At 44.4% G+C, this 22,213-nt stretch carries 13 protein-coding genes; 6 read left to right on the forward strand and 7 right to left on the reverse strand.

Annotated features, from left to right (window positions below; all coding sequences use genetic code 11):
• Window positions 1–83: 83 nt before the first annotated feature.
• The 6 genes from HPC41_RS10495 to HPC41_RS10520 all read left to right on the forward strand — a co-directional run bounded on the left by HPC41_RS10495 (window position 84) and on the right by HPC41_RS10520 (window position 15,375).
• Entirely contained in the window at window positions 84–4,094 is a 4,011-nt protein-coding gene (locus HPC41_RS10495) for a two-component regulator propeller domain-containing protein (RefSeq protein WP_172393977.1), read from the forward strand.
• A gap of 181 nt (window positions 4,095–4,275) precedes the next feature.
• Window positions 4,276–7,140: a TIM-barrel domain-containing protein gene (locus tag HPC41_RS10500; protein WP_216660729.1), complete on the forward strand. Its 2,865-nt coding sequence runs from the start codon at window positions 4,276–4,278 to the stop codon at window positions 7,138–7,140.
• Between the two features lie 29 nt (window positions 7,141–7,169).
• Entirely contained in the window at window positions 7,170–10,307 is a 3,138-nt protein-coding gene (locus HPC41_RS10505) for a SusC/RagA family TonB-linked outer membrane protein (protein ID WP_172393978.1), read from the forward strand.
• A 12-nt stretch (window positions 10,308–10,319) separates the two neighbouring features.
• Complete coding sequence (locus tag HPC41_RS10510; protein WP_172393979.1) at window positions 10,320–11,948, forward strand: RagB/SusD family nutrient uptake outer membrane protein; 1,629 nt, start codon at window positions 10,320–10,322, stop codon at window positions 11,946–11,948.
• A gap of 48 nt (window positions 11,949–11,996) precedes the next feature.
• Entirely contained in the window at window positions 11,997–12,932 is a 936-nt protein-coding gene (locus HPC41_RS10515; protein ID WP_172393980.1) for a hypothetical protein, read from the forward strand.
• 10 nt (window positions 12,933–12,942) lie between these two features.
• Window positions 12,943–15,375, forward strand: coding sequence for a glycoside hydrolase family 2 TIM barrel-domain containing protein (locus HPC41_RS10520; protein ID WP_172393981.1), 2,433 nt, complete (start codon window positions 12,943–12,945; stop codon window positions 15,373–15,375).
• A 174-nt stretch (window positions 15,376–15,549) separates the two neighbouring features.
• On the opposite strand, the gene HPC41_RS10525 is transcribed toward HPC41_RS10520, so the two are convergent.
• From HPC41_RS10525 to HPC41_RS10555, 7 genes are all read right to left on the reverse strand, one after another.
• On the reverse strand, window positions 15,550–15,747 hold the full coding sequence (locus tag HPC41_RS10525) for a DUF2188 domain-containing protein (RefSeq protein WP_172393982.1): 198 nt from the start codon (window positions 15,745–15,747) through the stop codon (window positions 15,550–15,552).
• A 437-nt stretch (window positions 15,748–16,184) separates the two neighbouring features.
• Complete coding sequence (locus tag HPC41_RS10530) at window positions 16,185–16,418, reverse strand: DUF6755 family protein (protein ID WP_172393983.1); 234 nt, start codon at window positions 16,416–16,418, stop codon at window positions 16,185–16,187.
• Window positions 16,415–16,915, reverse strand: a complete 501-nt coding sequence (locus tag HPC41_RS10535) for a Rieske (2Fe-2S) protein (protein WP_172393984.1) — start codon at window positions 16,913–16,915, stop codon at window positions 16,415–16,417. The genes HPC41_RS10530 and HPC41_RS10535 overlap by 4 nt, the downstream gene beginning before the upstream one ends.
• A gap of 35 nt (window positions 16,916–16,950) precedes the next feature.
• Window positions 16,951–17,517, reverse strand: coding sequence for a 4Fe-4S dicluster domain-containing protein (locus tag HPC41_RS10540; protein WP_172393985.1), 567 nt, complete (start codon window positions 17,515–17,517; stop codon window positions 16,951–16,953).
• A 20-nt stretch (window positions 17,518–17,537) separates the two neighbouring features.
• A complete protein-coding gene (locus HPC41_RS10545) occupies window positions 17,538–19,754 on the reverse strand; it encodes a molybdopterin oxidoreductase family protein (protein WP_172393986.1) in 2,217 nt (738 codons plus the stop codon).
• Between the two features lie 35 nt (window positions 19,755–19,789).
• Window positions 19,790–20,854, reverse strand: a complete 1,065-nt coding sequence (locus HPC41_RS10550; protein WP_172393987.1) for an MFS transporter — start codon at window positions 20,852–20,854, stop codon at window positions 19,790–19,792.
• A 65-nt stretch (window positions 20,855–20,919) separates the two neighbouring features.
• Complete coding sequence (locus tag HPC41_RS10555; RefSeq protein ID WP_172393988.1) at window positions 20,920–21,972, reverse strand: tellurite resistance/C4-dicarboxylate transporter family protein; 1,053 nt, start codon at window positions 21,970–21,972, stop codon at window positions 20,920–20,922.
• Window positions 21,973–22,213: the final 241 nt, after the last annotated feature.

The following is a 22,213-nucleotide window of genomic DNA, read 5'->3' on the forward strand; positions in this document are numbered from 1 at the left end:
ATAACTGATATTTCGATTGATAAAAGGTTCCTATGACTTGCTGTATTTGATCAATTTTTGTATCATTGGGGATATCATAACCAATGCAGCATCTAAAGTTTTTTTTATCCGCCTGTCGCTACTTATTCCTTCTACTCATATTAGGTCAGTCTGCTGCTTTTGCACAAGTCAATACCTATGCATTCAAAACCTTGACATCTGACCAGGGATTGGTTCATAATCACGTTAATTGTGCACTCCGGGATAAGTATAATTATCTTTGGTTTGGTACGGAATCTGGCCTGAGCCGATTTGATGGTGTACAATTTACGAATTTCCGTTATTCTGCCAGTAAGGGTACAGGTCTGAGCAGCAACGTCATTTCTGCTATTTTTGAGGGCCCTGAAGGCAATGTCTGGATCCGTACCGCCAATCAGATGAATATATATGACCAGCGCTCGGGCACCATCGTTCAACAGCTTGACTCGATACTGGCCAACTTAAAATTGCCCATTAAAGATGTATATACCATTCGACAGATAGATGCTCGGACCTTTGCAATACTGTATAGCGATCGCTCGTTGGGCCTATATGATAAACTAAAAAAGACCTATCGGCCGGTTCCCAGACTGACCGCCAGCAGTAGGGTTACCGATGTCATCCCCGGTCAGGGACAAGCCATGTGGGTGATCTATGACAATGGCTTGCTCGGCCTTATTGATACCAAATCATTACAAAGCATCCGGACTACCAGGCTGCCCTCAACAAATAAACCGGTAAATTTTAACCTATTTGCGGATAAAGATGGTGATCTATGGGTCTTCTCAAAAGATATTCCTATTGGTGTGTATTGGCTTAATGCAAATAACTGGTCTGTCAATCATCTCCAAAAAGAATTGTCAAACCCTTTTGTGGGCAATATCGTGCGGGACGATAAGGGGTCTATCTGGCTTGGTACTGATCATGGTGGAATAAACGTATTTAATAAGAGTAATCATTCTGTTGAGATCATCGGCAATGACCGGTATGACTTAAGAAGCCTTCCGTATAATAGTATAACTTCCTTGTACAAGGATAAATCGGGTATTATCTGGGCCGGCACCTACAAAGGCGGCATCAGCTATTATCATCCCAATCTGTTGCTGTTTTCATTGATTAAAAATTATCCTGGATTGCCCAAATCACTTCCTTTTGATGATGTCAATAAATTTGTCCAAGATCGTAAGGGTAACCTTTGGATCGGGACAAACGGAGGTGGGCTGCTTTATTATGACAGTGTGAAAAAGACTTTCAAACAGTACCTGCATGATGCGCATAATCCAAATAGCTTGAGCAGCAACGTCATTGTTTCACTATTCCTAGATACCGATGATATACTGTGGATAGGAACCTATCGCGGGGGGATGTGTCGATTCGATGGCAAAAATTTCAAAGTTTTTCATCGCGATCCGCGACCTGGAAAATTGAACGATGATAGCGTATGGGAAATCTTTGAAGATAGTTCGCATCGGTTTTGGGTAGGGACACTGAGCAGTGGTCTGTATCTATTCGATAAAGAAACGGAACACTTTTCCAAAGCATATAACCAGCAGGGGCTTACGGGAAATCACAATTACATCTCGGTCTTGTTCGAGGATTCTAAAAAGCGGCTGTGGATCGGAACCGCCACAGGCTTAGCCGTACTGGAACCAGACGACAAGATTACCTACATCAGCACAACTAGCTCGCCGAGGAAACTTAGGAATGATCTCATCTATGACATAAAGGAGGATAAACAAGGTCGTATCTGGGTAGCTACGCAAGATGGACTACATATCATCGAAGGTGGGAAAATAACATACCTGACAACAAAGGATGGACTTAGCGACGATGCTATCCTGGCTTTATTGGTCGATAATCAGGGAAATATCTGGGGCTCAAGTGTAAAGGGCTTGTCCGAAATTGTCGCCACTCGACAGGCTCACAAGTTTATAATCCGCAATTTTACACAGGAATTGGGCCTGCAAAGTAATGTGTTTAATGAAAACGCAGCTTTAAAGATGGGGGATGGCAGACTTATTTTTGGTGGTCCCAAGGGATTCAATTTTATCGACCCGGCAAGAGTCAGGGGAGAGGGTGAACTGATTCTACCCGTATTGTCCAATCTCTATTTATTCAACAAGCGAATAGCAGTAGGCGAAGAATTCTCGGGGCGTGTTATCTACAGTCAATCACTCAATAATCTGAAAGAGCTCAGCCTGCCGCACAACCTCAACGCCTTATCGCTGGAGTTGTCGACCTTTGATTATCTGCAACAACATAGTGGACTCTACCAATATCAATTGGCAGGACTGAGTGATGAATGGTTTGATTTTGAACCTGGGACAATGCGGGCCAACTTTACCAATCTAGGCTCGCGTACTTATCACTTATATATTCGGCGGGCCATCGACTCGAATAGCTGGTCTGAAGGTGTTCTCCTGCTAACGATTGATATACAACCTCCGTTTTGGCGTTCAAACTGGGCTTTCGTCTTTTATGCCGGACTTGCATTGGCTGCTTTATGGGCATTTTCTTATTTGACAAAACTGCGCGCAAAGACACGCAACCAACTCTATCTCGCCAATGAGCAGGCGCTGCAGGCTAAAGAACTGGACGCCTTAAAAACACGCTTCTTTACCAATATAAGCCATGAATTTAGGACACCGATCAGTTTGATCCTGACCCCCACACAGCACTTACTCGAGGAGGAACAGCATGAAGGTAAAAAAGCAGATCTCAACCTCATCAAGAAAAATGCCGATCGCCTACTGAAATTGGTGAATCAGTTACTGGATTTTAGAAAGTTGGAAAAAAGTGAGCTGGAACGGAGTGAGGAATATGGTGATCTGATGGGATTTATCCGTGAGCAGCTTGATGCATTTGTCGGGTTGGCACAGCGTAATCGGGTGCTGCTCCAGATGCATATTGCCCCGGATCCCTGTACCGCTTGGTTTGATAAGAATAAACTGGAGAGTATTATTTTCAATCTGGTCTCAAATGCAATCAAATTCAGCCCACTGGACGGGATTGTGGCATTTAAAGCTAAAATTGAGGCGACAGTGACGGCAAAACTGCTCACTATTGAAATCAGGAATACGGGTACGCCCATTCCCGAACCGCTTCAATCCCGGGTATTTGAACGCTACTTTCAGCTGGAAGTACCCAATGGTAAACTAAACCAGGGTACCGGTATTGGGCTTTCGATCGTCAAAGACTATGTGGAATTTTTAGGCGGGAATATTACCTTAGCGAGTAATCCGCAATGGACTACATTTTCTGTACAGTTGCCCATACAGACCGTCAATGTAGCTACCGAGGCACATGACAATGCAAATCAGGGCCGGCCATGTATTCTAGTACTCGAGGACGATGCTGATTTCATGCAGTATCTGGAACGGACACTAGGTCTGGACTATACAATTGTTGCGGCACATACGGTCAGTGAAGCAAAATCACTCCTGGCCAGGCAGCAGATTGATCTGGTCTTGACCGATCTGAGCCTACCTGGTGAAAGTGGATTGGATCTCTGTCGCTATCTAAAGGATCAGGTCAAGTATGCCCATATCCCGGTGCTTATTGTGACTGCAGTCGTCAATCAGAAAACTGAATTAGAGGCACTGCAGGCTGGTGCCACCGACTACATCAATAAACCTTTTAATATCAATTTATTGCGATCTAAGCTGGCACAGATCCTCAGTCAGCAGCAAAAAATGGTAAAACGCTATAAAAAACAGATTAATGTCAACCTTGCGCAACCTGAAATAGCATCCGCGGATGAACAGTTTATCCGCACGCTTGTGAAGGAAATTGAACAGGACTTAAGCGACTCCTCGCTATCGGTCGAATTGCTTGCAAAACGAATGAATATCACACGGGTTGGACTCTACAAAAAAGTACTTGCGATCACAGGGTATTCTCCCATGGAATATATCCGGCATATCCGGCTCAAACGGGCCATGCACCTGGTACAAAATTCCAAATTATCCATGGCGGAAATCGCTTATGAAGTGGGATTCGGAAATCCGAAACAATTCAGCAAATATTTTAAATCCGCATTTGGCAATTTACCTTCTTTTTACCGTAAGCAACTTTAAAACAGTGTAATAAGGATTATTTTATTTATTTAAGGACTTTTCAGGTTAACAAATTAGCCCCTAAATGTTAACAAATCATAACCATAAGACAACCGGTTGCATTCTATATTTGAAATGTTCTTTTGATAAAAAAGGACAATGAATAACCAAGGGAATACAGTAACCAATAAATCTTATTTACATGCGCAACTTAACGTATGCTTTAAGCGGTTTGATGCTCGTCGCGATGATGCATCAGGGATTCGGGCAAGTCAACAAAGCTCATTATGAAAAAACATCAACCGGCATTAAAGTCAGCTTCAAAAATTCGGAAACTTCAATCGATCAGGATGTCTATCTGGACGTCGTAACGGACAAAATCGTTCGGGTGACGGCCGTTCCTGCAGGTGCCGCCTTTCCAAAGCAATCTAGCCTCGTAATCGTAGATTCGCTGCGTCGGCAAGTGAAGTCATTGACCGTAGGATCCACCGACTCGACGGTAAATGTAAAAACGGCCAATGTGCAGGCAATCGTCTCCCTCAAAAATGGTAAAGTGGAATTCTTTGATTTAAATGGCCTCCCCATTGTCCGTGAAGCGAAACGGAATTCAAGCTCCTTTACAGCGGATAGTTACAATGGCGATTCATTTTATCGCATCAACCAGGACTTTGTCGTCAATCCTGAAGAAGGAATCTACGGACTTGGACAACATCAGAATGCGGTCATGAACTATAACCGTGGCAAACAGGTCACCTTGTTGCAATACAATACCGAAATCGGTATCCCGTTTTTGGTTTCCACCAATAATTATGGTTTGCTATGGCACAACTACTCCATTACCCAAGCCGGCGACGTACGTCCCTTATTGCCGTTAAATGCGTTTAAACTTTCATCAAAGGAAGGTCAGCAAGGTTGGCTCACCGCCTCGTATGTGAATCGTAACAATCCAGCCGAAGTCTATCTATCGCGGCCTGAATCCATTATCGATTATGGCTACCTGACGGATCAGCATAAGTTTCCAAAGGATGTGAAATTGGCAGATACCAAAGTGATCTACGAGGGAAATATTGCATCTCCTTATGCGGGCAAGCATGTGCTGCACTTTAAATATTCGGGTTATATGAAGGTCTGGATAGACGGCGAACTGCTGGCCGACCGCTGGCGGCAGTCCTGGAATGCAGGTACTTTTGAGATTGAAAAGGAAATGGGAAAAGATCAGCCCCACAAAATCCGCATGGAATGGATACCTGATGGGGGTGAATCTTATTTTACGTTAAATTGGCAAAGTCCAATTCCTGAAGCCCGTAAAAACTTATTTTCATTTAATTCGGAAGCTGGGGATGCAATTGATTATTACTTTGTCAAGGGGTCTTCCATGGATGAGGTCATCGCTGGCTATCGGCACTTATCAGGCAAGGCACCGATCATGCCGATTTGGAGCTTTGGCTTCTGGCAAAGCAGAGAACGTTATAAAACACAGGAAGAAATAGAACAGGTCGCCGCCGAATTCCGGAAGCGGAAAATTCCGATTGACAATATCGTTCAAGACTGGTCTTACTGGAAAGAAAATGACTGGGGAAGCCAAAAATTTGACCTGGATCGTTTTCCTGATCCCAAAGCCATGGTAAAGAAATTACATGATCAACACTTGAAAATCATGATTTCGGCCTGGCCAAAAATCAACGAAGAATCGTCGGTATACAGCGAATTTAAGGCCAACAAATGGATCTATCCGCGCAATATTTATGATGGTCGCAAAGATTGGATCGGGAAGGGCTATACATCGACATTCTATGATCCTTTTAATCAAGGGGCAAGGGATGGATTCTGGAAATTATTGGACAACAACCTGTTTAAGATAGGTATCGATGCCTGGTGGATGGATGCAAGCGAACCGGATATCCATTCGAACATCGACCTGGATGAACGCAAGTCTGTTTTTCAGCCTAGTATCGGTTCTTCGGTCCGCTATTATAATGCTTTTCCATTGCAAAATGCAAAGGGGATCTATGAAGGGCAGCGTGCAACAGATCCCAACAAAAGGGTTTTTATCCTGACACGTTCATTTTTTGCGGGACAACAGCGGTATGCGGCGGCGGCCTGGAGCGGCGACATCGCCTCCAGGTGGCATGACATGAAAGACCAGATTGCCGGTGGTATAAATTTTTCGATGTCGGGTACACCATATTGGACAATGGACGCGGGTGGTTTTCTGGTTGAAAACAGATTCCATAAGCCCAATGCCACTGACCTAGAGGAATGGCGTGAAATGAACAGCCGCTGGTACCAATATGGTTCATTCTTGCCCTTGTTCAGGGCACATGGGCAATTCCCATACCGGGAACCATATCAGATTGCCCCTGCGGGACACCCTGCATATAACAGCATGATTTACGCAATCAATCTGCGCTATAAATTACTTGCTTACAATTACAGCCTGGCTGCAAAGACATTTTTTGAAGATTATTCGATGATCCGGGCACTGGCAATGGATTTTCCACAGGATAAAGATGGATTTGACATCAATGACCAATATCTCTGGGGGCCTTCCTTATTGGTAAATCCGGTCACGGAAAAAGGAGCGACTTCCCGGAAAATCCACTTTCCGAAGGGAGCAGACTGGTATGATCTATACAGCGGCCATAAGGTGGCGGGCGGGCAGAACTTGCCTATTTCAACATCTTATGAACGTATTCCAGTATATGTCAAAGCTGGAGCAATATTGCCTATCGGCCCTGTCATGCAATATACAACCGAGAAAAAGCAGGATGTGCTGGATCTGTATGTCTATGATGGTGCTGATGGTCAGTTTTCATTGTATGAAGATGAGGGTAACAATTATAATTATGAGAAAGGTAAGTATAGCCAGATCGACTTCAACTATGACCATACCACAAAAACATTGTCTTTGGCCAATCGTAAAGGTGAGTTTGAGGGTATGCTGTCCCAAAGAAAATTCAACGTCGTTTTTGTCAATGACAAAAATACCGTTGGGGTAGATAGTGAAAAGAAAAAAACAACGGTGATCTCCTATAGTGGAAAAGCCTTACAAGTTAAATTAAAATAAGTAACAACCAATTTTTTAAATCAAATCATATGATAAGCAAACAATTGTTGAGCAGGGGCGTGGCTGTCGTGGTCATGACCAGCGTGACCTCATTGGTCTGGGCACAGTCCTTTACAGGATCGGTTGTTTCGGCTGATTCCGGCTTGCCGATCGGGGGGGCGAGTATTAAAGTAAAGAATCAGCAGACTGCAACAAGCAGTGACGAATCGGGGAAGTTTTCATTGACTGCTGCCAAAGGCACGATACTGACGGTATCCTATGTGGGTTATCGAACGGAGGAAATTACGGTGACTGGTCCCAACATGACGATTCGCCTGCAGCCCAGTGCTTCGGATCTTGAAGAAGTAGTGGTAATCGGTTATGGTGTACAAAAGAAAAAGTTAAATACGGGTGCAAACCTGAAGGTTGAGGGCGAAGAACTTCAAAAACGGAATCAATTGAATCCTTTACAGTCCTTGCAGGGACAAGCTCCGGGGGTATCCATCACCTCGACATCGGGCCAGCCGGGGGCGGACATGAAGGTGGTTGTCCGCGGGTTGGGGACGATAGGCAATTCGGGGCCCCTTTATGTCATTGACGGGGTACCAGGTGGTGATATTTCGGTCTTGAATGCGGCCGATATCCAATCCATAGATGTATTAAAGGATGCGGCTTCTGCTGCGATCTATGGCTCTCAAGCCGCTAATGGTGTTGTCCTGGTGACGACAAAGATGGGGGCTGCGGGCAAAAGTGTGCTCTCTTTTGATGGATATACGGGTATACAGAATGTATCGCGCAAAGCGAAGTTGCTGGATGCCAACCAATATAAGGCTATCATGAACGAGCAATCGCTGAACTCTGGAGCTTCGATGATTGATTTTGATAAGATGGAAGGCCTGGCAAATACCAATTGGATGGATTATATGCTCAAGGACAATGCAAAAATGGATAACTACAATGTTGCACTGACCGGCGGATCAGAAAAGTCTACCTATGCCTTGTCAATGAATTATATCGGTCAGGAAGGGATTGTGGGTGGCAAAGATGTGTCCAATTACCAGCGTTATGGTTTCCGGACAAATTCGGAACATAAGCTCTTCGACAATTTTGTAAAAATCGGTCAGCACCTCAATTTTAACTACATTAAAAACCGTGGTATCGGTGTCGGCAATCAATACAACAATACACTGCGGGGGTCTTTTGCTACTTCGCCCTTATCGCCGGTCTACTCCGACAATGGCTTATATGGTAGCCCGTTTAACGATACCTCAAACTCGCCTTGGTACAATGGCGATAGCAATCCTTATGGGGTCATGATGACCAACTCGAACAACAACAATGATGGCCAAAAGTTACTTGCAGATGTCTTCGCAGAGGTAGAGCCAATCAAAGGCTTGAAAGTACGGTCACTATTGGGATTCAATTATTATGCATCCGAATACAGGAGTTTTACACCGCTGTATCGTTTCTCGATCTATACCTACAATCAGGACCATACCACGACTTCACAGAACATGAGTAAAGGCCATACCCTGACTTGGACGAATACGGCTTCTTATGATTTTGATCTCAATACAGATCACCGTTTCTCGGCGATGGTGGGGATGGAATCATTACGGTATCAAGGCACTTATCTATCTGGATCTAACTGGAACCTGCTTTCTCAATTCAATGATTTTGCACATGCTTATTTGGACAATACCACGGGGCAGGCGCACTTGGATGAGAAAGGAAATGTGGTAGAGACGCGGACTGTCTCCGGAAGACCGGAAAACGTCACACGGAGGGTCTCTTATTTCGGAAGATTGGGTTACAACTATAAAGAAAAATATCTGCTGAATGCGACCTTACGGGCAGATGCATCTTCTAAATTCTCACGCAACAATCGCTGGGGATATTTTCCATCGGTCTCGGCAGGTTGGGTATTATCGTCAGAAGAATTCTTTAAAGAGAACTTAGCGGGAATCAATTTCTTTAAATTGCGGGCATCATGGGGCCAGGTGGGCAACCAGGATATCGCCGATTTTCAGTATGCTGCACCGATCAGCACCTCAACAGGTATCACCTCATCCAATCCAGGTGCACATTATGTATTTGGAACCAGCAATAACAATATTGCAGGTGCGTATCCAAGCCGCCTGTCAAATCCAAATTTAACGTGGGAGACTTCAGAACAGACAAACATTGGATTTGATGCCAAGTTTGCAAACAACCGTCTGGATGTTGTCGCTGACTTTTATGTCAAAAAGACAAAGGACTGGCTAGTAACCGCGCCAGTGTTGGCAACCACCGGAACGCTGCCTCCGTTTATAAATGGTGGTGATGTGAAAAATACAGGGGTAGAGCTAGCATTCAATTGGGCCGATAAGGTAAATGACTTCAAATACCGCCTGGGTGTAAATGGGGCTTACAACAAAAATAAGGTCGGTAAGATCCCTACCGAAGATGGTATTATCCACGGCCAGACTGCGATGTTATACGATAATTCGGAGGAATTTTACCGCGCAGCCAATGGATTGCCAATTGGCTATTTCTGGGGCTATAAGACTGATGGATTATTCCAGAACCAAGCAGAAATCGATGCATGGAAAACTGCGGGCAAAGGTGTGCTGCAAGCGGATGTAAAGCCGGGAGATGTAAAGTACGTGGACCAAAATGGCGATGGAATCATCAATGCTTCTGACAAGACAAACCTGGGCGTGGGCATGCCTGATTTTACTTATGGATTTAACATCGGCTTCGACTATAAAGGATTTGATTTGTCGGTCAATGCCTATGGATCGTTAGGAAACAAAATTGTGCAGTCTTATCGTAATCATACCAATAAGCAGGCAAATTATACAACACGCATATTGGATAGATGGACTGGCGAGGGCACGTCAAATACAATTCCGCGCGTGACCGAGACAAACGTCAATTGGCAGTTTTCAGATCTATATATTCAGGATGGCGATTTTCTTCGGATTAGCAATGTCACACTGGGCTATGACCTTTCTAAGCTGATCAAGTGGAAATACGCGAATCAGATCCGTTTTTACGTGCAGGGGCAAAACCTATTCACCTTTACCAAATATGATGGCATGGATCCCGAGATCGGCTACGGAACAGATGGTTGGGTGTCGGGCATCGACCTGGGCTATTACCCTCGACCACGGACGGTGTTATTTGGTTTAAATGTTAAATTCTAAAATCAGGAAATCATGAAAAAAACGAGTTATATCTATCATTCAATGCTCCTTGGATCCTTGGTATTGGGATCATGTTCGTCCAGTTTTCTGGATGTCGAACCGATGACAAGCGTCTTGGAAAACAATTTTTATAAAACAGTGGCTGATGCTGACATGGCTTTGGTCGGTTGTTACGACGGTTATCAGCGGACTACGTCCAACGGAAACCAGGCCTTCTATATCACGTCGGAGGTTGCCGCAGATAATTGTTTTGGTGGTGGCGGTACCACAGATGGCCGTGGATTCCAAGCAATTGACCGCTTTGATATTGCTCAGTCACAATCGGACAATAATATCTTTGATGGAACCTGGTCGGACTACTATGCGGGTATTTTTAGATGTAATACCCTATTGAGCAAATTAGATGGTACTGATTTTTCTAGCAATACAGCGGCTCGCGCCCGAATAGAGGGTGAAACGAGATTCCTACGGGCGCTCATGTATTTTGATCTGGTACGCCTTTTTGAAAATATCCCCTTATTGACCAGCCCTACAAGCGAGAATATTCCGCAATCGGATCCAAAAGAGATCTATAAGCTGATTGTTTCGGATCTCAAATTTGCAGCGGGCAGCATTCCGGCAGATGCTTATCCGAAATCGAATGCAGCGGCTAATGACGGACGGGCGACTCCTTCTGCAGCAAAAGCTTTATTGGCTCGAGTCTATTTATTTTATTCGGGTTACTATGGCGCAGAAGATATCGGTGTCTCCAAAGCTGAAGCCTTAGCTGGATTGGAAGAGATCGTTAGTAGTGGACAATTTGCACTGGTTGCTGATTTTAAAAATCTATGGCCAGCAGCGAGTTATATTCCCAATGCAGCTGACAATACATTGGATATCTCCAAATATGCCGGGAAGGGAAATTCGGAAGTGGTATTTGCGCAGAAATTCAATAATACATCCAATTACAGTGGCTATGTCGATGGGAATCGCTGGGTGGTATTTTTGGGCCTACGCGGCAAGAACTGGTCTCCGTATGGTCAGGGATGGGGGGTATGTACAGTGAGCAAAAATTTCTTCAACGAGTTTGCGAATAATGACACCCGCAAGTCTGCTTCGATCATTGATATTGATGGTGAAAAGATAACAGGCTTTGACCTGAAAGATCAACGCGAATATACGGGGTATACCGTGAAAAAATATGCGCCAACGGCATTACCGGATGGGACCACAAACACAGGTGGCGACAAAGACATGCAACTATCTCAAGATCAGGACTATTTCGTCATTCGCTATGCTGATGTTTTGTTGATGGCTGCCGAATTAGGATCACCTAATGCGCAAAAGTACTTTGATGAGGTCCGGAAGCGGGCTTACAAAACCAATTTTGTCACAGTACCTGTTTCAAAAAATGCCATCCTAAAGGAGCGGAAATTTGAATTTGCATTTGAGGGTATCCGCTATTGGGATGTGCTACGCCAAGGCTTAAATAATGCTGCAGCAACATTGGAAACATCCGAAGATGTATTGAGTGGTTCGGTACCAGAAAAGGTCGTTATCACGAAAGATAGATTTATGACCACACGCGGGTTTATGCAGATACCGAACAAGCAGATCACCCTGTCCAATGGCGTCCTGAAACAAAATGCCGGTTGGAATTAACAAAGAGGGTCGTAAAACGCAATGTTGGTTAACTATAAATTTACACAAATGAAAAAGATCATAACATATGCCATCTACCTATTTTCGCTGATGGCACTATTTGGCGCTTGCTCTCCTGAGAAATATGAGCTGGGGGAGATTGATGTCAGCCCGGCACAACTGGAGAAAGGAAAATCGTTTACCATCGAGCATGATGCCAATAATCCGAATATTGTCTACTTAACAAGTCTGATGGATCCCAAATATACGCCTTTGTGGGATCACCCGCAGGGACGGAGCCAGGATCGAAAGGTAACTTTAAAGATGCCATTTCCTGGCGAATATTCGGTGAGATTTGGTGTCGAAACCCGTGGTGGCATTGTTTACGGTGAGCCGGTGACCTTTAAAATCGACCAGATGTATGCCGATTTTATCAGCGACGAGACCTGGACATTGCTGACTGGCGGCGCAGGTGAAGAGAAAACCTGGTATCTGGACCTCGATGCCGACGGGGTATCGCGTTATTTTAAAGGTCCTTTGTATTTTTATGGCACCGGCGATTGGTGGGGCACCATCAATAAAACAGGCGAGCCATTAAACAGCGATAGCTGGAGCTGGGAACCAGACTGGAAAGGCAACAGCTGGCTCATGCCTGCGGGAGATTATGGAAGCATGACTTTTGACCTGAAAGGTGGCGCGAACGTCAATGTCAACCATGCGATGCTAGGCAAAACGCAAAAAGGTGTTTTCAATATAGATACTGAAAAGAAAACCATGCGCCTCACCGGTGCCTCACCCTTACACGGTAAGCCACAAGATGGTATTGTGGTAGACTGGGGCGATGTCCGCATTATGTCACTGACAGAGAACACCATGCAGTTAGCCGTATTAAGGGATCCTGTACTTTCCAATGATGGGGCTGCCATGTTGACCTTTAATTTTATTAGCAAGGCGTACAAGGAGAGCTTGGAGGAAAATGCATTGGATTCCAATAAGGCTAAATAACGCGCTTCCAATGAATTTGACATGCTATAACAAAATACTGGGCATCCTGTCTATTTTACTCCTAATGACAGGACCCTTAGTGGGACAACCCCGGCAAGTGATTAATTTTAATGCTGGATGGTGGTTTAAATTGGATAGCAGCCAGCACCACGCCAACGGCAGAAACGGCGAGGGCTGGCGCTTCCTTGACCTGCCACATGACTGGAGCATAGAAATGCCTTTCAAGGAGCATAGCCCCGCCGGTAGCGGGGCTGCTTATTTGGACGGGGGCGTCGGCTGGTACGAAAAATCTTTTGTGCTCGCTGATACTGATCGAACTCAACGAATATTTATCGCGTTTGAAGGGGTCTATGAAAATAGCGAAGTATGGATCAATGGCCACTTCCTGGGGAAAAGGCCAAATGGTTATATCGGATTTGAATATGAACTTTCGTCCTATCTGTTTTGGGATGGACGGCAAAATAGGCTCTCGGTTAAAGTCGATAACAATAAACAGCCTAACTCGCGTTTCTATTCGGGTTCGGGAATATATCGGGACGTACAACTGCTGATCCGTAACCCGATCAGTATAGCGACCAACAGTACGTATATAAAACCGATTCAGTTGAACGCTAAAAATGCGATCGTCAATCTTTCCCTGGATATAGAACATCTACGGAAAGAGAGCAAAACAATAAGCGTGCGAACGCAATTATTATCGCCCAAAGGCCAAGTTGTCGCAAGTCAACAGACCGTTTTGACAGCGCTTAAAAAGGGGATTCATCCGATCAACCAACAAATCACGATTGACAATCCAGTTTTATGGGATATTGACAATCCGGCTCAATATAAGGCAAAGGTGCAAATCGTAGCAGAAGGCCGGATAGTGGACGAATTGGAAACCAAATTTGGTCTGCGCAATTTTAGCTTCGATCAACAACAGGGATTTATACTGAATGGTAAACGGCTCAAAATCCGCGGCGTATGCCTTCATAGTGATCTTGGCGCTTTAGGTATGGCCTTTAACCGATCTGCAGCGTTACGGCAACTGCGCACAATGAAAGCCATGGGTGTCAATGGAATACGCACTTCCCATAATCCGGCAGCTCCTGCATTCTTGGACCTCTGTGACAGCCTGGGTTTTATTGTAATGAGTGAAACCTTTGACGTCTGGAAAGGACAGAAGAATCCTTTTGATTATCACTTATATTGGGATCAATGGTATAAGAGGGATTTTGCCGATCATGTCAAACGGGACCGGAATCATCCAGCATTGTTTATTTGGTGTCTGGGCAATGAAGCGCAGGAGCAATGGCATTCAAAATCGGATGGAACAGCAATCCCGCTGGCATTGGCTGCTATCGTGGATAGTTTGGATGGTACACGGCCGACCACTATTGCCAATAATGAGCTATCCAAAAACAACCCCGTACTCATGAGTACAGCGGTGGATTTGGTCGGCTACAATTACAACCATAAGAAATGGGCAAGTTTTCCACAGGATCATCCGGGAAAGAAATTTATCGTGACCGAAAGTACCTCGGCACTGGAAAGCCGCGGACAATATGATTTAGTTCCTTACGATTCGGTCCGCATGTGGCCCGAAAGATGGGATATCCCATTCAACGGTGGCAATAGCGATAAGGGCATTTCGGCTTACGATAATGTATACACCCCGTGGGGTTCGGACCATCACACCAGTTTGTGGCTCATGGAGCAATATGACCATATCGCAGGTATGTATGTATGGACTGGCTTTGATTACTTGGGCGAACCCACGCCTTATACCTGGCCGGCACGAAGCTCGTATTTTGGCATTGTGGATTTAGCTGGATTCCCGAAGGACGTATACTATCTGTATCAGAGCGTCTGGACCGAAAAACCGGTCTTGCATCTGCTACCGCACTGGAACTGGAAGCAAGGTGATAAGGTCAACGTGGTGGTCTATTTTAGTCAGGCTGACCGTGTAGAACTATACTGCAATGGAAGAAAGATCGGCGAACAAACCAAGGATCCACAGCGCTATGACCTCGTTTTTAAAGCTGTTGATTTTGAACCAGGGACGCTTGAGGTGATCTCGTATCGGGGTGGAGAGAAGGTGCTGAGCAAAATGATCCGCACGGCAGCAAAACCTTATCGCGTGAAACTTGTCACTGAAAATCCTACCATAAATACGGCAAACAAGGAGCTGGCTTTTGTACATGCTTATATCGTAGATGATTCGGATACGCTCGTTCCAGATGCCGCCCATGAAATCGAGTTTACCGTTGAAGGAGAAGGGGCTGCAATAGTTGCCACGGACAATGGAAACACAACTGACCTGCAGCGTTTTCAGTCCAGCTCAAGGAAAGCTTTTCATGGCAAAGCACTGGCAATTGTCGCAAGTAAAAATAAAGGTAAATTAGTCATAACAGCAAAAAGTCAAGGACTTATGGCTGACAAAATTCAAATTGCAGCGAATTAGGCAATGAAATGTTCGAATGCTGTCCAGATCGGTTTTAATCTTCTGCTTATTGCGGATTATGACACATTCGAGCACGTTGCTTTGGTTAGCACTGACTGCTCCTATAAATCCGGCCGTTTTACATCGCTTTCCGACCCGATGGGCTGCTATCTTTGATCGTGTTCAATACGGTTTCTATCCTGGCTTTTCGGTGTCATCGCCTCCTTCGGTTTCATCAAAATATTCCCGTGCTTTTTTGAGCCCGGTAGCAATCGCGACACCCTCCTCAATACCTTCTTCGAGCATAGCATTTGCTATTTCAGTCGCTTTATCGCGAATTTTAATTGGTTGATTTTTATAAGATGCGGGGTAATTTCCGTTATACCAGGGCATATTTCCTCCTTTTTGTGGAGAACAGTTGCAACAGGGGAATGGTTTGATCAAGAAAAATCGGACGGATTGTAAAGTAATGCAGCAAATTGTAAATCAATAGGCAATAGAACCTATAATGAGGTTATTTTTGAAAACAGTTTGGACCATATGATATCAGCATTGACAGCAGAAAGGAAGCGCAGGAAGCCATCAAACTGCATCTGGAGGACTGTTACGAGCTTCATAAAGAAGAAACCTGATAGAATATGCACCAGCGAGATTGGAATTACGGAACAGTGAAGGCTGTTATCCAGGCAAAACTGGCCATTAAAGGACAAGACAAGCCTGCTTATATAGGTGATGTTATTTTCCTTTATCATTTCCAATAACGTATGAAAGGCAATTATACCTTAAATAAATAAAAACCTATCTGAGTTTTCAGACAGTTCTGCCCTATATTATTTTCTGGGAAGGAAATAGAGCCAAATGACACAGGCAATAAAGAGCACAAATGAAGCAACAAAGGTACTATAGGCCACTTCGGGGTGACCTTCGAGGGCATTGTTAAGTGCCGTATATAATAACCAGATCTGTATCAACAAGTTGATCAACAATACTGCGATCAGCGTTGACAGGATCATATTTTTTTTCTGGGGGTGGGACTGCTCTTGTCCTCTTCTAAAATTGCTCATACCGATTTGTGGCTAATTTTTTGAACGAAGATATCTTTTCCTTCGATGGTGACTGCTAATTTGTTCAAAGGTCGGGGTGGCGGCCCCTGAAGCACTTCGCCGGTTTTTACGTCAAACCAGCCATTGTGGCAAGGGCATTCGATCTTCATGGTTCCGGGACGATAATAGACGGCGCAGGAAAGATGGGTGCATTTTTGTTCATACGAATAATACTCATCTTCTTCGGTACGAACCAGTATATAGGGAATGGAACTATTCTCCAGTACAAAGGACTTTGTACCACCAACGGGTATATCACTTGTCGTACAGATTTTTTGCTTTTTAGAATCAGCCTCTTTTTTTGAAAAGTATGCTTTTGCAGCGATCGCAGCATTGCCAAATACCATTCCCCCGGACACGAAGGTCAATATCCGCGCAAAATCTCTCCGGCTCACTTCATTGGACTCTGGCCGGTTGATCGGGAAATCTTCTTTCCAGTGTTTTTTATCATTGCTCATAGAAATACTGTTTTAAATAGCATATATCTTTCACGCTATAAGACGCGCAATTCAGTGCTGCCCTTTGGCATCATTAGGTTGACCTTTGTTTTGACGGTTTCCTCACCAAAAAGGAATGTGTTGATCGGCGTGGAATTTGGGCGCTTAGCCTGTATCTCCTCCCGGGTTCCGTAAAATAAAGCGCCGCTGGGACACACCGTAGCACACATCGGTTTTTTGCCTACACTAGTACGGTCGTAACACATATTGCATTTCATCATGAGGTCATATTCCTCCATTTTCTTAGGGACGCCAAATGGGCAAGCCATGACACAATTGGAGCAGCCTATGCATCGCGAGGTGTTGGCGGTATGGACTACCCCAAATTCATCCTTGGTGATGGCGTCTGCCGGACATACGTTGGCACAAACGGGATCTTCACAGTGCATACAGACCTGTACGGTTGTCTGAATAGTGGTACTTCGATCCACATAGTTTACATGGATCATGGATTCCTGTCCATTGGTCTCGCATTCGGCACAGGCCGCTTCGCAAGCTTTGCATCCGATGCAACGCTGCATGTCAACAAAAAATTCTTCTTGCAATTTATAATACTCTGCCATAATCTTTCCTTTTTATGCTGTTATATACTTTGATAATCCAAGGCATCATTGCCAATATAGGAGTGGTTACCCGTTGGAATAAGCTTACAGGCACTTACCTTAAATTCCGGGATTTTTGAAATAGGGTCTAGAAATGCGCTCGTCAATTGATTGGCGGATTTTTTTCCAGGCCAGTGATAGGGTAAAAACACGGTATCTTCGCGAATTGTTTCTACAATATTGGCCGGAAAAACGGCATCACCCCGTTTGGTAACGACCCGAACATCTTCGTATTGGCTTATTCCAAGTGTCTTGGCCAATACAGGGTGGATCTCTAAAAAGGGCTGTGCAAATTGCTTGACCAGCTTTCCGATACGACGGGTCTGTGTACCACTAAGGTATTGTGAAACAACCCGTCCAGTTGTTAGTATCACGGGATATTCAGCGTCGGTAGGGTCCATGCTGGGATGATATTTAACGGGATTGAAATGTGCTTTGCCATCCGCAGTCTTAAATTTACGGTCTTCCCAAAGTCGGGGCGTGCCAGGATGATCAAGTTCGGGGCAAGGCCAGAATATGCCCATATTCTTTTCAATTTTTTCGTAAGTGATCCCATAGTAATCTGCAGTACCGCCTTTGGAAGCAATGCGCAATTCATTGAATATCGCCTCACTATCAGGGTAGGAAAATTTATCGCCGACACCGAGACGCCGGGCGATCTCCATAATAATTTCGGAGTCGGCGCGTGCCCCGGCAGGTGGATCTACGACCTTACGGATCCGGACAACTCTTCCCTCGGCAGTGGTGACCGTACCTTCCTCTTCTTCGTGCAGAGAGCCTGGTAAAATAACATCACAGTGGCGCATTGTCTCACTCATAAAGAAATCAATGCCCACATAGAATTCTAACTTTTCAAGTGCGGCTCTGACATAATTATTATTTGGGAGAGACACAAGTGGATTGAAACAAATGGATATCAACCCCTTAATTTCATCCCGATGAATAGCATCAATGATTTCATAAGCCGTAAGTCCTTTTCCGGGCAGATCTTTTTCGTCTATGCCCCATACATCAGAGATATACTTGCGGTGCACCGGATTTTCTATGTCGCGATTACCAGGCAACTGGTCACATTTATGACCATGTTCTCGGCCTCCCTGTCCATTACCTTGTCCGGTGATGGTGCCATAACCACAATAGGGTCGCCCAATTCTGCCCGATGCGAGGACAATATTGATACAACTCAATACGTTTTCTACACCTTTGGTATGATGCTCGATACCGCGAGCATGTAACAGGAAGGAGGTTGAGGCTTTGCCCCAGAGTTTGGCTGCTGCCTCGATCTTCTCTTTCTTTGCGCCGGTGACCTCCTCAGCCCAAGCTAAAGTATAGTCTTTGACCGCGGCTATGGTTTCGTCGAAGCCAGAAGTATAATTGTCGATAAATTCATGGTCCAGCAGATCGTGCTGCACCATATAATTAAGTATGGCGCCAAAAAGCGCTGAATCGGTACCTGGCCTAATATCAAGGTGAATATCTGCTGTCCTTGCCAGGGGAATTTCCCGTGGATCAACCACAATAATTTTGGCTCCATTGTCACGTGCCTGCCAGAGCCAATAGGTCAGCGTGGGGAAGGTCTCTGAGACATTTGCTCCTGTGACAATAATGACCTCAGCATATGCCAGGTCGCTATAGTTATTGGAAGTACGGTCAAGACCGAAGGCTTTTTTGTTGCCCGCACCCGCAGACACCATGCATAAACGGCCATTGTAATCGAGATTCTTTGTTTTTAAAGCTACCCTTGCAAATTTGCCCATCATATAGGATTTTTCATTGCTGAGGGATACACCCGAAAGCACAGCAAAAGCATCGTGACCATACGTTTCCTGGATACGGCGAATTTCAGCTACCGTCTTTTCCATGGCAGCATCCCAAGAAGTGGGTACATAACCCTTTCCCGGTGTATTGATCAATGGGCTCGTTAACCGATCGGGATGATTATCCTGTAGATAGCGCTGTACTCCTTTGGGACAGAGCCGGCCTTCATTGAAGGGGAATTCCATCCAGGGCTCAAAACCGACGACTTTATTATTCTTGGCCAATAATTTTATCCCACATTGCATACCGCAAAAGCAACAGTGCGTCTCCACGATTTTATCGGGTTCATCCCGGCCAGGGGTTCCCTCTGGGTCCGGAAAATGAAGATGTGGACCAAACTCATCGATAATCTGTTCTGCTGGAAGGGGTAGTTTTGCCATGCTAACGCTGTCTTTTATATTAAATGATCTGCATATTATCCGAAAAAATCTCCCGATTGCCTGCGTGCCTTAAAATGTGCAATGGCAAGGAGATCACGTTTACCTTCGGGACTGTAATCCAAAATGGATTCGCCGTCTTTATTTTCAAGGTTGAAACCTGTTTCTTTGGTGATTTTCTTTAGATCTGCGACATGTAACTTTGTGGTATATTCTTTATGGGTAAACTTGCACTGCTGCATACCTTGTTTACGGCCAACTTCCTTATAAATATGTGCACCAATCTGGGCAGGACGTTGGATAATATGAAAGAATTTTCCGAATGGCATCCAGACTAAAAATACGATTACAAAAAAGGCGTGGGTTACCGCCATAAATTCATACGCTTTTCCATGCATAAATTCGTAATCAAGGGTCAAGCCCAGACCGGTTAATGAAACCAAGATCAACAGTAGCAAAGGAAGAATATCTCCTTCGAAAGTTTGTGTGGCAATAAGCCCGGGATCTTTTAGCCGTCTTTGAAGAAAATATGTAGCGCCGATAATGACCAAAATTGAACACCAGTTAAGTGCCCCAAAAGTCAAAAATCCAATAATAGACTTTACCGGAAAGTTCATAACGTCGAAACCGAAGAAATGCGCAGTATAAATTTTGGGAGCGGCCGGATCCATTCCCGAACCAGGGACTAATGTAAAGTGTATCCAGCCGAAAGTAAGCGGTATGGTAATACAAAAAGCCAAGAAACAGCCTATGGCCATGAAAAGATGTGCAAAACCACGATATTTACCTCTTCGGATGATAAATCGCTGGAAAATGATATTTAATAGAAAATCTTTCAGTGTATATCCGACAAAATTAAGTCCGTCTTTTGAAAATAGTGTTTTTAAACTGCTGACAAAGTACACGCGGGTAGGGGGACGCTGAATCCAAACGGTATAACGATAAACAATACCAAAAACTGCGAATAAGGTACCGAAAAGATAAGCAATCAATGCTGCATCAAAATTCTGGAGCCTACGCGACCCAATCAAGATCATCAATAAGGTCAGCAATGTTGCTGTACTGGCAATCAGAAACGCTTTTAAGTCAACAAGCTTTGACATATAAATGGTATAGTTTATAATTTCTATAACATCATTGTCCGTAAATTGTTTGCAAGGATCTCATCCTAAATTTTTACGTTCCAAAACGCTTTGAGTAACTGTCTGATAAACCCAATTATTACTGCTATCCAGGCAAATAGAGCGATATAGATAAACCCATTGGGAATAAGTTTTAGGAATGCAATATCTAAAGCTTCACTAAGGCGGTACGTACTGACTACATACATACCGAGCGGGAAGACCATGGCCCAATAAGTCGGGTCATATCCGACAGCCACAGTAGGCACCTTGATCTTTTTGACAATATGACGCCAGGCTCCCAAAAGCACCAACAGTGGTATCCACCAGGTGCCCGCAGCCCAAAATAAAAGCACAAATCCTTTCAAAAATGGACGAATCTCAATAAGAAAGCCGAATTGTTTTTCATGAAGGATCAACATCGATCCCGCAAGCGTGGATATCGCCGTGGCGCCCATATTGATCCAATAGGGCGCTCCCAATTCCATCGCATTTAATGGAAAGAAAGATATCCTATAAATAATCAATGACATTAGATACAGGTAAAAAATACAGCCTACCAAGAATAGGCAGGCGGCGATAAAGAGGTAAATTTCGGCGACTGGGCCCAATCCATCTGACACAAAAGAGATCAACACTGATATCGCTTGAGTAGAGACAATAATAACAAGCCAGGTTCCGTTGATACCTTCTTTTAATGGCTTTTTGTCGTCAGTCACCGTTAGGTTATAAAAGAAGCCATAGATAATAAAAGCCCAAATGATGGTAGCCACAATCAATAATCCAGTAGCAAGTTTGTACATACCTTCGAAGAGAATAACTTGATTGCCCATGATACATAAGGCCGCGACAAGCGTAAAAAATCCGGGGCCGCGTTGATAACTTTTGAAATCTGCAACTACATCGGGCCAAAACCGGATCACGCGGTAGATCAAGGCTGCCAATAGCACTATCAAAAATAGAATATTGAGATAAAAGAGAACCTTGCCCAGTGTTGTGAAATTCTCGAGAAGACAAGCAATGGATATGATCCCTGTCGCCATTACCATGGCAAAATAACCCGGAAGCAAAATTTTGATTCGTTTTTCGAGTGGATTCATTGGTTAATTTTTGGTAATAACAAATAGATCCATTTCTTGTTTTACTTCATTGTTATTCTGAACTGCTTAAACATGGTATTTTGCCATTCCCATGGGCATTCACAGACACAAATGGGATAAAAATGGGATTAAGCGAATACCGTTCCGGTGAAGCAGTTACGGTACAAAAATATGAATTAACGATTCAGCCGTGCAGTGGCCTCACGGTGGGGGAGCGAGTTTGAAGGCAGTTTATAACGGC

Source organism: Sphingobacterium prati (genome assembly GCF_013167215.1).
Classification (GTDB): Bacteria; Bacteroidota; Bacteroidia; order Sphingobacteriales; family Sphingobacteriaceae; genus Sphingobacterium; species Sphingobacterium prati.